Below are 12,724 nucleotides of genomic sequence, written 5' to 3'. Positions count from 1 at the left end.
TTTTAGCCCATGAGTGACCGCGTGACCCCCTCCTCTGATGCCGCCCCGCGATTGGTCGACAGCCATTGCCATCTGGATTTTCCCGATTTTGAAGGTGAATTGGGCGATATCGTGGCGCGGGCTGTGCAGGCGGGTGTGTCCCGTATGGTGACGATTTGCACCAAAATGGGCAATGTTCCACAGGTGCGCACCATTTCCGAGAGCCATGCGCCCGTGTTCTGGGCTGCGGGCCTTCATCCGATGAGCGTGGCTGATCAACCGCCCGTCACGGTTGAGGATTTAGTGGCCCTTGCCGCGCATCCAAAATTCGTTGGCATTGGCGAGACGGGGCTTGATTATCACTACACCGCCGATAGCGCAGAGGCGCAAAAAGACAGTTTGCGCATCCATATTGACGCGGCGCGCGAGACAGGGCTGCCCTTGATCATCCATGCCCGCGCCGCAGATGAGGATATGGCGCAAATCCTGCGCGAAGGATATGCAAACGGCCCTTATTCCTGCGTGATGCATTGTTTTAGCTCCTCGGCAGAATTGGCGCGCACGGCATTGGATTTGGGGTTTTATCTTTCAATGTCGGGCATTGCGGCCTTCCCAAAATCGAACGAGTTGCGCGCCATTTTTGCCGAAGCGTCCCTTGATCGGATTTTGGTCGAAACCGATAGCCCCTATTTGGCCCCGCCACCCCATCGTGGACGGCGGAACGAGCCAAGCTATACAGCATTGACAGCGCAGGTGGGGGCGGATGTCTTTGGCATCAGCCTTGCCGAATTCGCCGCTGCAACCAGTGCGAATTTTGACAGGCTGTTTTCCAAGGCCGCCCAATGGCAGGGGGGCGTTTAGGGTTATGGGCAAGCTGCGTTATACCATACTCGGCTGCGGCTCATCGGGCGGGGTGCCGCGTTTGGGGGGGAATTGGGGGGCCTGTGATCCGCGTGAACCCAAGAACCGCCGTCGCCGCTGCTCGCTGTTGGTGGAGCGTTTGGGCGAGGGGGGCACAACGCGGGTCTTGATTGACACCTCGCCTGATATGCGCGCCCAGCTATTGGATGCAGATGTGGGCGCGCTTGATGGTGTGGTTTACACCCATTCACACGCGGATCACGTGCATGGTTTGGATGATCTGCGCATGATCGTCTTCAACATGAAATCCCGCCTGAATGTTTGGTCAGATGCCGCCACGGCCAGTGATCTCTTGTCTCGCTTTAGCTATGCCTTTGTGCAGCCCGAAGGGTCGGATTATCCACCCATCCTGACGCTGAACCCGATTGAGGGTGAGATTGTGGTGACGGGGGCAGGCGGGCCTGTGACGCTGCAGCCATTCGATGTGCAACATGGGCGCATCATGGCGAAAGGGTTTCGCATCGGTGACGTGGCCTATTTGCCTGATGTCTCGGACATTCCTGCGCCTGCCTGGGAGATGCTATCGGGTTTGGATTGTTGGATTTTGGACGCGCTGCGCCGCACGCCCCACCCAAGCCATGCGCATCTTGAGCAAAGCCTAGATTGGATTGCCCGCGCCCGCCCGCGCCGCGCAATCCTGACCAATATGCATTTAGATTTGGACTATCAAACGCTTTGCGATGAATTGCCTGCGCATATCTCGCCCGCGTATGATGGGCTGCGCATCAGTTTGGATATCTAGAGAATGTCCGCCCTTCTCGAAGTTGTCTTGCCTGTCTTTATCGTCATTAGCTTTGGCTATGTGATGGTTTGGCGCGGCTTGTTTTCTGAGGAAGGTGTTGACCTTCTCATGAAGTTTTCACAAGGGATTGCGATCCCTGCGCTGCTATTTTTGGCGATTGCGCGGCTTGATCTGAGCCAAGATTTCCATTTCCCGCTGCTGCTGAGCTATTATTCTGGCTCAATCTTTGTGTTCCTTTTGGGCATGTTCGGGGCGCGCGTCATCTTTGGGCGGGTTTGGACAGATGCGGTGGCGATTGGGTTTGTGGCCATGTTCGCCAATTCCGTGTTGTTGGGCCTGCCGATCATGGAGCGCGCTTATGGCCCCGATAGCCTTGCAGGGAATTTTGCGATTGTCGCGCTGCATGCCCCGTTTTGTTATCTGGTGGGCGTAACCGCAATGGAGGGGGTCAAGGCGGGCCGCGTGGCCCCGCATATCTTGGCCCTTGCCGTGGGGCGCGCGCTGTCGCGCAATGCGCTGACCTTGGCCATTGGGGCGGGGTTTGTTGTGAATTTCATCGGGCTTGGCATGCCCGTTGTTGTCGAGGATGGGATTGCCCTTTTGGCCCGCGCGGCCCTGCCAACTGCGCTGTTTGGGTTGGGTGGGGTGCTCTATCGTTATCGCCCTGAGGGCGAGGTTCGGGTGATCGCGATGGTCTTGATCCTGTCGCTGATTGTGCATCCCGCATTTGGGTGGATGATGGGATCGCAGATTTTGCATATTCCCAGTGATGATCTGAAATCTGTGGTCATCACCGCCGCGATGGCCCCGGGGGCCAATGCCTATCTGTTTGCCAATATGTATGGGGCAGGGCGGCGTGTTGCAGCCAGTTCGGTTTTGGTTGGCACGGGCGTGACAGTTTTGACCTCATCAATTTGGTTGATCATCCTCGGGTGAGGCCCCTTGTAAATTTTGTGATGCGGCAACCTTCACGCTTCCCATTTGGTCAATTGTATACTATGGGATGCCGAAATCATCCTCCCTAAGGAGCCAAAGCTATGACCGACCAGACCCCAGATATCATCTATACCAAAGTTGACGAAGCGCCTGAACTTGCCTCGGCTTCGCTTTTGCCGATCATCGCGCGCTTTGCGCGGGCGGCGGGTGTCTCGGTTGGCACGCGCGACATTTCGCTAGCAGGGCGCATTTTGGCGGCATTTGCCGATCAATTGCCCGCCGATCAGCACCAAACTGATGATCTGGCCGCCTTGGGGGAGTTGGTCAAAACGGCGGATGCCAATGTGATCAAGCTGCCAAATATCTCGGCCTCTGTGCCGCAATTGCAAGCCGCAATCAAAGAATTGCAGGGGCAGGGCTATGCGATCCCTGATTATCCCGAAAACCCAAAAACTGATGCGGAAAAAGACGCGCGCGCGAAATATGACGCGATTAAAGGCTCTGCTGTGAACCCCGTTTTGCGCGAAGGGAATTCAGACCGCCGCGCGGCCAAAGCCGTGAAGGCCTATGCGCAGGCCAACCCACATCGCATGGGCGAGTGGACGAAGGATAGCAAAACCCGCGTTGCGGCCATGTCGGGCGGCGATTTCCGCAGCAATGAAACATCGGTCACGCTGAAGGATGCTGCAACCGCGCGCATCGTTCACGTTGCGGAAGATGGCGCTGAGACTGTTTTGAAGGATGCAGTTAGCTACCCCGCGGGCACGGTTGTTGATGCGACCTTCATGAGTGCCGCCGCGCTGAGCGATTTTCTGGCGGCTGAGATTGAACAAACTAAGAAAGAGGGCGTGCTGTTCTCGCTGCATATGAAGGCCACAATGATGAAGGTCTCTGACCCGATCATCTTTGGCCATGCGGTCAAAGCCTATCTTGCCCCTGTCTTTGAAGAATTTGGGGATCGTTTGGTGGCACTTGGCGTCAACCCCAATTCGGGTTTGGGTGATCTCTTGGCCCGCATTGCAGATGAGGCCGATATCAAAGCGGCGATTGACGCCTGCATGGCAGCGCGCCCGCCTATGTATATGGTCGACAGTGATCGCGGCATCACCAATTTGCATGTCCCCTCGGATGTAATTGTTGATGCATCGATGCCTGCACTGATCCGTGCAGGTGGCAAAGGCTGGGGGCCAGATGGCAAGGAACATGACGCGGTCTGTGTGATCCCTGATAATTCTTATGCGCCCGTCTATGATGAGACGATCAAGTATTTCAAAGAAACGGGTAAGCTTGATCCTGCCACCTGCGGCACAGTGCAGAATATTGGCCTGATGGCGCAGAAGGCCGAAGAATATGGCAGCCACCCGACCACATTCGAAATGGCCGCAAAAGGCACGGTTCGGATGATCTTGGAAGACGGTACGGTGATCCATGAACATGCGGTAGAGGCGGGTGATATCTGGCGTTCGGCCTCTGCACGCAAGGCACCGATTGAGGATTGGGTGAATTTGGCGATTGATCGTCAGCGCGCCGAAGGCTGCGAGGCGGTGTTTTGGTTGGATGAAACCCGCGCCCATGATGCGGAATTGATCGCCTATGTGCGCCCGATTTTGGAAGCGCGCGGTGTGGCCGATAAATTCGCGATTATGGCGCCGCGTGAAGCGACCCGCAAAGCCCTAGAGACGATCCGTGCAGGTAAGAACCATATCGCCATCACAGGCAATGTGTTGCGCGATTACCTGACCGATCTCTTCCCCATCCTTGAATTGGCGACATCGGCCAAGATGCTGTCGATTGTAAAGTTGATGCAGGGCGGTGGTTTGTTTGAGACGGGTGCAGGCGGCTCGGCCCCGAAACACGTGCAGCAGCTGCAAGGTGAAAACCACCTGCGTTGGGACAGTCTGGGCGAGTTCTGCGCCCTTGGTGAAAGCTTTAAGTTCTTGGCTGAGACAAAGAACAATGCCGCAGCCCGTATCTTGGGCGAAGCGGTCGAGGCCGCGACCCAAGGCGTGTTGGACGATAACCGCAGCCCTGGCCGCAAGGTGGGCGAGCCTGACAACCGCGACAGCCATTACTGGTTCGCGCGCTACTGGGCCGAGGCCTTGGCCGCGCAGGGCGAGGATGCAAGCCTTGCCGCAGAATTCGCGCCAATCGCCAAAGCATTGGCGGAACATGAGGCGCAGATTTTGGCAGAGTTGCACGCAGGTCGCGGTGCGGCTGTGGATTTGGGCGGCTATTATCACGCAGACCCCGCAAAGGTTGCAGCCGTCATGCGCCCTTCGGCCACGATGAACGCGATTTTTGCTTAAGTGCAACGCTTAAGTGCGTGAAACTTGTTGTGGAGCCCCTCGAGTTTTTTTGGGGGCTTTTCGCTTTACGAGTTAATTTTGAAAATGTCGTGATTTTGCCATGTTTGATAACTGATGTTTCGTGACATTTGAAAATCACTAAAAACAGTTCAAATACGCAGCCACGCGCGTGGGACGCGTTTCGTGTCGTGAATTCAGTGACTTAGAAAAGATACGGCTTTGGGAGTTTTTGCGGTGCTTTGGGTGTGTTTTAGGGTTCTAAGTCGGGTGCCGGCGGCTTGCAATTTTGTGTGGGTTGCCCTCTCATGAGGGATGTTACTTGTTTGGGGGTTTTAAGTTATGCGCGCTGTGTTTGCTCTATTCATTGGATTGTTGGCCGTGGGGCCTTTGCCGGTATCTGCTCAGAGTTATTCTGAGCCCGGTCGCGGGACCGCCACGCGGTCTGCATTGATGGACGCAGTCCGCCCCCACGTGGAGTGGGAGCTCGGCCGGCCCATTGAGTTTGTCGTCGACGAGTTGCGGGTGGCGGGCGACGTGGCCTATGGGTCGCTCTCGCCGTAGCGGCCGGGCGGTGGCGCGATTGACCTATACAGCACGCCGGGCTATCGGCGGGGCATGGACCCGGAGTATATGGACGGCACGCATGTGGCGGTCTTGTATCGCAGGCTGCGGGAGACGTGGGTGGCGGTGCACCGCTCGATTGGCGCGACGGACGTGTGGTTCGCGGCGCATGATTACTGCATTGAGTATGCGGCGGTCATTCCGGAGTGGTGTAAGTAGGTGCGATTGGCGCGCGGTTTGATTTTGGGTGAGGGCTTGGCGTGACAGTGCGTCGGATATTCCACATACAGCCGGGGACGGATGGCGGGACGGAGCGATTTTGCATCTCCCTGTCTCAAGCCTTTTCGGAGAGGGGGATCGAGCAGGCCTTCGCCATACGGCCAAATCGTGATTGGGCGGGTGAGGTGGAGGGCCTCGGTCGTGTCATTGAAGGGAGGTTCCTGCGGCGTACGCCCGGCGGGCTTATTGATGCGTGGCACCTCCGTCAGGCCATCGAGGAATTCAACTCAGACGTTATAATGGCGTGGCGGGCGCCATCCGGCCGCCTTGTACCTCGCGGCCACCGAGCTGCAAAAGTAGTTCGCCTCGGTGACTATCCGTTTCACGTGCGTCACCTGCGGGGCCTGGACGCAGTCGTGTGTAACAATCCCAGCATTGATAGACACATCCGCGCGCTTGGGTTTGATGGGCGTACTGAGATTATCTCTAATTTTTCAAGATCTGCTTCGTCTAATGCTATATCTCGATCTGAGTATGACACTCCGGATGATGCATTTCTTGTGTGCGGTGTGGGCCGCTTCAAGCGCTTTAAGGGGTTCGACTTGTTGATAGACGCCGTCGCTCAAGTGGATGGCGCTCATTTGTGGCTGGTTGGCGACGGGCCAGAAGCAGAAAATCTTCTGCGCCAAGCCGAAGACCTAGGAATCTCAGGGCGCGTGAAATTTTTGGGGTGGCAGGACGATCCCACCCGGTTTCTCGCGTCGTGCGATGCCTACGTCCTGCCGTCCCGCGACGAGGCCCTCGGCAATACGCTCATCGAGGCGTGGAGGATGGGCGTACCTTCGGTGGCGAGCATGACGGACGGGCCGAATTGGTATGCAGAGGATGGTCGGGATGCTTTGTTGGTGCCTGTGGGGGATGTGGGGGCGCTGGCGGAGGCTCTGAGGAGGCTGGTGGCGGATGGTGAATTGCGCGGGCGGCTTGTTGCCGGCGCGCGCCATACGCTGTCGGAGCGGTTTGACCGGGAGGCAGTGGTTGACGCATATCTCGAATTATTTGACCGCATTAATGCGGGCAGGAAATGAACTTTGTCAGGATGCTGGCCTGTTCAGGCCCGCCTCATAAGGGCCAGAGGCCATTTTAGAAGAATACAACCTCACGCTGAACTTGGCTTCGTTTCGGAAAATTAAGATAGCAAGGAGTTGAGCCTTTTCATTGCCTTCCTGCGGGCGTTGATTGCAGCATTCAGATATCGGTTGAGCGTCTTCGAGTTGGAGTAGTGCATCCTGTCATATTGCCGAGCCATTTGGTCGAACATCTTTACGGCGGCCCTTAGTGCCGCCTCTTTGTAGTTCTTGCCAGTGAAGCACATACGCCATTCCATAAAATACTTTCGGTCTCTGCGCTCTTCTTCGTGGGTAGGCGCCTGAGCGATCACTGTGAAGACGCGATCAATTTGCGCGTCTGCCGTCGCAATGGCGAGGAGGGCGCGGCCAAGGTTTGTCTGGTGAGCATTAGAAACGTCGACGCCATATTCCTGGGCGTATGCCATAAGGTAATTCAGGACCAATTCGTGGGGTGGCGGCTGGTTTAGTCCGTGTTTGACGCCATTGAAGGCCGACTTGAGTTTGCCCTCCGGCGTGTAGGGTCCTGTGCTGTGACGCGCATTGCGACGGTTGGAAGTCGGTGTCTACGCTGGCTCGATATCTCGAGCGCGCTGAGCACTCGGTCTGGACAGGTTAGGATCCAGAAAATCTATCTCGAAGTTGAGATTTGATAGTTACAAATCATAAGTACTTAAGGTACGCTCAACTTTGAGCGCATGTTTGCCTATTATCAAATTATCGAGATCAATTGGCGGCCAAACGTTTTGAGCCGCGGTGCGGTAGCTGTGAGGGCTGTGGCATAATGGCGAGTATCCGTGAGTTTGTGGCGCTGGAGCGGTCTTTTCAGTGTATGCGACTGATACACGAGAATGGAAATATATCTACGCGTGAACTGGCCGCGCGTATGCAAATATCGAACGGCGCCGCCTATTATGTTCTCGAGGCATTAATCGAGAAGGGCTACATCAAGGCCGAGAACTTTAGGAATAATCCGAATAAATCGGGTTACTTGTACTTGCTCACTCCAGATGGTTTCCGCGAGAAGTCTAGGCTTGCTGCCAAGTTTATTCAGCGCAAGAGGGACGAGTATCAGGTGTTGAAAGCAGAAATTGAAGTTCTCGAGCGCGAGCAAGCAGAGCAACCTGAATAACGCCCGATAATTGGGCATTGCGGCCTCAGCAAAACTTTTAGCTTAGCATAAAGAGAATTAATTAATGAAAATTGTTGTTGTTGGTTAAGGTTATGTAGGCCTTTCAAATGCCGTGTTGTTAGCGCAACATAATGAAGTTGTTGGTGTTGATATTTCACGAGAGCGGGTCGATGCTATAAATGCCCGAAAATCGCCAATTATTGACCTTGAACTCGCCCAATATTTGGCGGAAAAGAATTTGAACCTGAGGGCAACTATAGATTTGAAAGCCTCCGTTAAGGGAGCTGATTACGTGATAGTTTCGACACCCACTAACTATGATGAGAAAACCAATTTCTTTGACACTTCGTCAGTTGAAGCTGTTATTTCTGAAGTTATTCAACTAGAATCTAATGCCAGTATTGTAGTAAAGTCGACCGTTCCAGTCGGCTTTACCGATGAGTTAAAAAAGCGATTTAACATCAATTCGGTAATGTTTTCGCCAGAATTTTTGCGTGAAGGAAGAGCGTTGCATGACAACTTAAACCCAAGTCGCATCGTCGTTGGTGAGAAATCAGAACGCGCCGAGCTATTCGCGAATTTGCTCGCGCAAGGGGCGCAGAAGCGCGATGTCGAGATCTTGTTTACTGGTGCACGTGAGGCTGAGGCAATCAAGTTGTTCTCGAATGCTTATCTTGCGATGCGGGTAGCATACTTAAACGAACTGGACAGCTTCGCTCTTGCAGGCGAGATGGACAGTCGAGAAATCATCGATGGAGTATCACTAGATCCCCGAATTGGTAACTACTATAACAACCCATCGTTTGGCTACGGAGGATACTGTTTGCCAAAAGATACAAAGCAACTTCTGGCAAATTATGATGCTGTACCTCAAAACATTATCCGCGCAATCGTTGACGCAAATTCTACGCGCAAGGACTTCTTGTCAGATCAAATTTACAAGCTGAAGCCGGATGTGGTTGGTGTTTATCGGCTATCAATGAAACAAGGAAGCGATAACTTTCGTGACAGCGCCGTTCTCGGGATTATGGAAAGGTTACAGATAAACTGAGTAGGGGTCATAATATATGAACCAAATTTTTCTGGTCTTAGTTTTGAGGGATTTAGCGTATACAGGGAACTAATTACATTTAAGCGCACTTCGGATGTGATAATAGCAAATCGTATTGACAGTAGATTGAGAGACTTTTCAAAAAATTTTTTCGCGCGATCTTTATGGAATAGACCGATAAACGCCAGAAATTTTTTGGATATATAAATTTGTGAAATTTAAAATATATAAATAGGTGGTATCTCACGATATTTTTTATAAAGTGCAAATACTAGCAGGAGAGAAAAATATGATCAAAAATCCCGTTTTGGCGGTGATTGGACTGGGTTATGTGGGGTTGCCCTTAGCCGTTGAATTTTCAAAATATTATGAAGTGATAGGGTTTGATACATCCACAGATCGTGTCCAAAGTCTTAAGGCGTGGACTGATGACACAAAGGAAGTCACAGTTGATCAATTGAAGGCGGCGGACAAACTTCGGTATTCTACGAATCCCAACGATTTGGCTGATGCAAATGTTTTTATCGTTACAGTTCCAACGCCAATTGATGAGTCCAAGCGCCCCAATTTGTCACCATTGCTGCATGCATCTGAGACCGTTGGGAAAGTGTTGAAAGTAGGAAGCGTCGTTATATACGAGTCAACAGTTTATCCCGGTGCCACCGAAGAAGATTGTGTTCCGATACTTGAGAAAAGTTCGGGATTAAAATTCAATAAAGATTTTTACTGTGGTTACAGCCCAGAGAGAATTAACCCTGGCGATAAAGAACATCGACTCACGACAATTAAAAAAGTCACTTCGGGTTCAACGCCTAGAGTGGCAACGTTTGTTGACGAGTTATATAAGTCAATTATCCGAGCAGGAACTTACAAGGCCCCATCAATACGCGTAGCAGAAGCAGCAAAAGTAATCGAGAATACTCAACGTGATTTAAATATTGCTCTGATGAATGAATTAGCAATTATTTTTGACAGGATGGGAATAGACACGCTTGAAGTGCTAAAGGCCGCTGAAACGAAGTGGAACTTTTTACCCTTTCGCCCAGGACTAGTTGGCGGGCATTGTATTGGTGTTGATCCCTATTATCTGACGCATAAAGCACAGACTATTGGCTACCATCCTGAGATAATTCTTGCCGGACGGAAAATAAATGACGCAATTCCAGGTTATATTTCGACACAGATTATAAAATGTATGATTAAAAAAAATATCTCAGTCCGCAATAGTAATATTTTAATATTGGGTCTTGCATTTAAGGAGAATTGTCCTGACGTGAGAAATACCCGTGTAGTAGATATAGTTAGAAATCTGGAAGAGTACGGTGTGGCGGTCGACGTATATGATCCATGCGTTTCTGCTAAGGTTGCCAACGATGAGTACAAAATTGAGTTATGTGAGGCCCCTTCAGAAAAAAAATACGATGGTATAATTCTTGCAGTGCCGCATGATGAATTACTAATGGGAGGCGTTGAATACATAAGTAGTTTTGGCAAAGATAATTATGTATTTTTTGATGTTAAGTCAGCATTTGGCATTAACGAAAGTGACTTGCGTTTGTAATACTAGGCTCCTGCGCGAGAAAGATCTGTTTTAACTTCCACATTGTCTTAGATGTTTTGAGCATAACGACAATCCTACTTTACGTTGAGAAAATTGATGCATATCGGATCCCCTGACAAAAACTTCTGGTCAAATAAAAATGTTGTAGTGACTGGTGGCTGCGGTTTTATTGGATCCGCACTTATAGAAAAGCTTAATCATATTGGGGTAAAGAGTATCCTTAGCGTTGATGACTACAGCTCCGGTGCGCGAGATAATGAAATTCTAGGGGTTAATTATCTCGAATGTCATACCGCTCATATCACAGAAGATGTTTTGCAACATTCCGACCTTGTGTTTCATCTAGGGGAATATTCTCGTGTTGAGGCGAGCTTCCGGGATTTGGATGCAATATTACAATCCAATGTAAAGGGAACTTCGAATATTTTCGCCCTTTGGAAGAAGTTGAATTTTAAGCTGATCTATGCAGGAAGCAGTACAAAGTTTGGTGATGGGGGCCTTGGTCGGCATCAAAGTCCATATGCATTGAGCAAGTCGCATAATACAGAGACGGTTAAAAGTTTTATTGATTGGTTTGGCTTAAAGGGCGCAATAACATATTTTTATAACGTCTATGGCGATGGCGAAATCTCATCTGGAAATTTCGCTACGGTAGTAGCTATCTTTATTGATAAATTTCGTAAAGGTGAACCGCTTCCAGTAGTGAAACCAGGCGTTCAACGCAGGAATTTTACACACATAGATGACATAGTTGATGGATTATTGTTAGTTGGACAGTATGGCCATGGTGACGAGTATGGAATTGGTGCTGATGAAAGTTATTCGATTGAAGATTTAGCAAAACTAATTTCTGAAAATATAATTTATTTGGACGAAAGGCCCGGGAACCGGCTTGACGCTAGGGTAGTAACTTCAAAATTGCGTGCATTGGGGTGGCAACCTAAGCATTCCTTAGCCAAATATGTTCGAGAACAATGCAAGAAACGCTAAAAAATATTTTCTTTGTTCATTCGGCACCGCTGAACTCGTACAAAGCTAACACTATTCAAACATTGCATACAGTGGCTGCGCTGTCCCGTCAGAATAGAGGCAAGATTTTTTTTTGGGGTCGTGCCGGACGTGAAAAAAACTGGCTAGAACTTGTTGCGGACCATCACCCATATTTTGAAAATATCGTTCTGGAAGGCCAGATTGTAAAAATTCCAGAAATGACTAGAGCTGATCGGTCTAAATTTGCAGCATTCGCCCAACGGTTGCGATTGTCTTTTTTACTTGAGACAATATATTTTCTAACACAGATTTACATGGACATATTTTCGAAATTATTCGAATTGCGCCGAGAAGTAAATTGGATATACACTCGGTCACACTATATAATATTAGCATTACTGCCATTAAAGATATTTTTTAAAAAATTATCATATGCAATTGAGCTTCACGATGTACCATCAAGCCGTTTTTCAAAAATTACTTGGGATTTTACATTGCAACATTGTGATCACATATTCGCTGTGACATCTTTTTTTAAGGATTATATCCCTGAAGGATTATCACATGCATACACCGTTCTCCCTGATGGTGTCGATGAATGTTATTTTAGTGAAGCGTTTAATTTGGTAGGTGACAATAAATCTACCGTGCGACAGTTTGGATATTTTGGCCGATTAACAACATATGGAAAAGATAAGGGCATATTTGATCTTATCAATGCATTTAGCCTGCTTGATCCCAATGATGAATTTTCTGTGTTGTTAATTGGTGCGAATACTGATGAGCTGAGGGAGTATGGTGCATTTGTTGAAGCGAAGGGTTTGCACGATAAGATAGAGATCATACCCTTTATGGCTGCGAACGAAGCACGGATGATCGCCCATAGGTGTGATGTTCTTTTGATGCCACATCCACGCAATAGGTTTTTTGAGCACTTTGTGTCTCCTTTAAAATTATTTGAATATATGGCCCTCGGAAAGGTCATTGTGAATGCTCGTTTGCCGGCAATAGAAGAAATTCTCCCGAGGGACAAATTCTCGATTTCGTACGAACCAGGAAATATAGGGCAACTAGCCGATGTGCTGTCCAAGTGTATAAATAATTATTCTGAGTTAACTCACTTGGGTGTGTGTGTGATGCGTGAAGCTCGAAAGTACACTTGGGACCAGAGAGCAGTCAAAATATTGAATGGAATGATTTGA

11 protein-coding genes are annotated in these 12,724 nt (G+C 50.1%); 10 read left to right on the top strand and 1 reads right to left on the bottom strand.

What is annotated here, in order from left to right; translation table 11 throughout:
• Window positions 1-9: 9 nt before the first annotated feature.
• The 5 genes from AAC622_RS06755 (at window position 10) to AAC622_RS06735 (ending at window position 6,749) form a co-directional block, all read left to right on the top strand.
• Complete coding sequence (locus AAC622_RS06755; protein WP_340261025.1) at window positions 10-840, top strand: TatD family hydrolase; 831 nt, start codon at window positions 10-12, stop codon at window positions 838-840.
• Window positions 841-844: 4 nt separating this feature from the next.
• Window positions 845-1,642, top strand: coding sequence for an MBL fold metallo-hydrolase (locus AAC622_RS06750; protein WP_340261024.1), 798 nt, complete (start codon window positions 845-847; stop codon window positions 1,640-1,642).
• Window positions 1,643-1,645: 3 nt separating this feature from the next.
• Window positions 1,646-2,578 (top strand): AEC family transporter, encoded by a 933-nt coding sequence (locus AAC622_RS06745; RefSeq protein ID WP_340261023.1) that lies wholly within the window; start codon window positions 1,646-1,648, stop codon window positions 2,576-2,578.
• Between the two features lie 101 nt (window positions 2,579-2,679).
• Entirely contained in the window at window positions 2,680-4,884 is a 2,205-nt protein-coding gene (locus tag AAC622_RS06740) for an NADP-dependent isocitrate dehydrogenase (RefSeq protein ID WP_340261022.1), read from the top strand.
• Between the two features lie 1,079 nt (window positions 4,885-5,963).
• Window positions 5,964-6,749, top strand: a complete 786-nt coding sequence (locus tag AAC622_RS06735; protein ID WP_340261481.1) for a glycosyltransferase — start codon at window positions 5,964-5,966, stop codon at window positions 6,747-6,749.
• Window positions 6,750-6,850: 101 nt separating this feature from the next.
• Here the strand turns inward: AAC622_RS06735 and AAC622_RS06730 are convergent, their stop codons facing one another.
• Window positions 6,851-7,216 (bottom strand): hypothetical protein, encoded by a 366-nt coding sequence (locus tag AAC622_RS06730; protein WP_340261021.1) that lies wholly within the window; start codon window positions 7,214-7,216, stop codon window positions 6,851-6,853.
• Window positions 7,217-7,572: 356 nt separating this feature from the next.
• On the opposite strand from AAC622_RS06730, the gene AAC622_RS06725 reads away from it, so the two are divergent.
• The 5 genes from AAC622_RS06725 (at window position 7,573) to AAC622_RS06705 (ending at window position 12,724) form a co-directional block, all read left to right on the top strand.
• Window positions 7,573-7,920, top strand: a complete 348-nt coding sequence (locus tag AAC622_RS06725; RefSeq protein ID WP_340261020.1) for a MarR family EPS-associated transcriptional regulator — start codon at window positions 7,573-7,575, stop codon at window positions 7,918-7,920.
• Between the two features lie 112 nt (window positions 7,921-8,032).
• Window positions 8,033-8,971 (top strand): nucleotide sugar dehydrogenase, encoded by a 939-nt coding sequence (locus tag AAC622_RS06720; protein WP_445322602.1) that lies wholly within the window; start codon window positions 8,033-8,035, stop codon window positions 8,969-8,971.
• A 289-nt stretch (window positions 8,972-9,260) separates the two neighbouring features.
• On the top strand, window positions 9,261-10,532 hold the full coding sequence (locus tag AAC622_RS06715; protein ID WP_340261019.1) for a nucleotide sugar dehydrogenase: 1,272 nt from the start codon (window positions 9,261-9,263) through the stop codon (window positions 10,530-10,532).
• 96 nt (window positions 10,533-10,628) lie between these two features.
• The gene (locus tag AAC622_RS06710; RefSeq protein WP_340261018.1) at window positions 10,629-11,522 is read left to right on the top strand and encodes an NAD-dependent epimerase/dehydratase family protein; all 894 of its coding nucleotides are present in this window, start codon (window positions 10,629-10,631) and stop codon (window positions 11,520-11,522) included.
• Window positions 11,507-12,724, top strand: coding sequence for a glycosyltransferase family 4 protein (locus tag AAC622_RS06705; protein ID WP_340261016.1), 1,218 nt, complete (start codon window positions 11,507-11,509; stop codon window positions 12,722-12,724). The genes AAC622_RS06710 and AAC622_RS06705 overlap by 16 nt, the downstream gene beginning before the upstream one ends.

Source organism: Roseobacter sp. HKCCA0882, assembly GCF_037805225.1.
In the GTDB taxonomy this organism is placed as follows: Bacteria; Pseudomonadota; Alphaproteobacteria; order Rhodobacterales; family Rhodobacteraceae; genus M30B80.
The sequence above is the reverse complement of the archived record's forward strand: the minus strand, read 5'-3'. Positions and strand labels throughout refer to the sequence as shown.

Bases quoted from the DNA above. Each gene is read 5' to 3' on its own strand.
- AAC622_RS06755 (WP_340261025.1), top strand. From the start codon at position 10: ATGAGTGACCGCGTGACCCCCTCCTCTGATGCCGCCCCGCGATTGGTC.
- AAC622_RS06750 (WP_340261024.1), top strand. From the start codon at position 845: ATGGGCAAGCTGCGTTATACCATACTCGGCTGCGGCTCATCGGGCGGG.
- AAC622_RS06745 (WP_340261023.1), top strand. From the start codon at position 1,646: ATGTCCGCCCTTCTCGAAGTTGTCTTGCCTGTCTTTATCGTCATTAGC.
- AAC622_RS06740 (WP_340261022.1), top strand. From the start codon at position 2,680: ATGACCGACCAGACCCCAGATATCATCTATACCAAAGTTGACGAAGCG.
- AAC622_RS06735 (WP_340261481.1), top strand. From the start codon at position 5,964: ATGGCGTGGCGGGCGCCATCCGGCCGCCTTGTACCTCGCGGCCACCGA.
- AAC622_RS06730 (WP_340261021.1), bottom strand. From the start codon at position 7,216: ATGGCATACGCCCAGGAATATGGCGTCGACGTTTCTAATGCTCACCAG.
- AAC622_RS06725 (WP_340261020.1), top strand. From the start codon at position 7,573: ATGGCGAGTATCCGTGAGTTTGTGGCGCTGGAGCGGTCTTTTCAGTGT.
- AAC622_RS06715 (WP_340261019.1), top strand. From the start codon at position 9,261: ATGATCAAAAATCCCGTTTTGGCGGTGATTGGACTGGGTTATGTGGGG.
- AAC622_RS06710 (WP_340261018.1), top strand. From the start codon at position 10,629: ATGCATATCGGATCCCCTGACAAAAACTTCTGGTCAAATAAAAATGTT.
- AAC622_RS06705 (WP_340261016.1), top strand. From the start codon at position 11,507: ATGCAAGAAACGCTAAAAAATATTTTCTTTGTTCATTCGGCACCGCTG.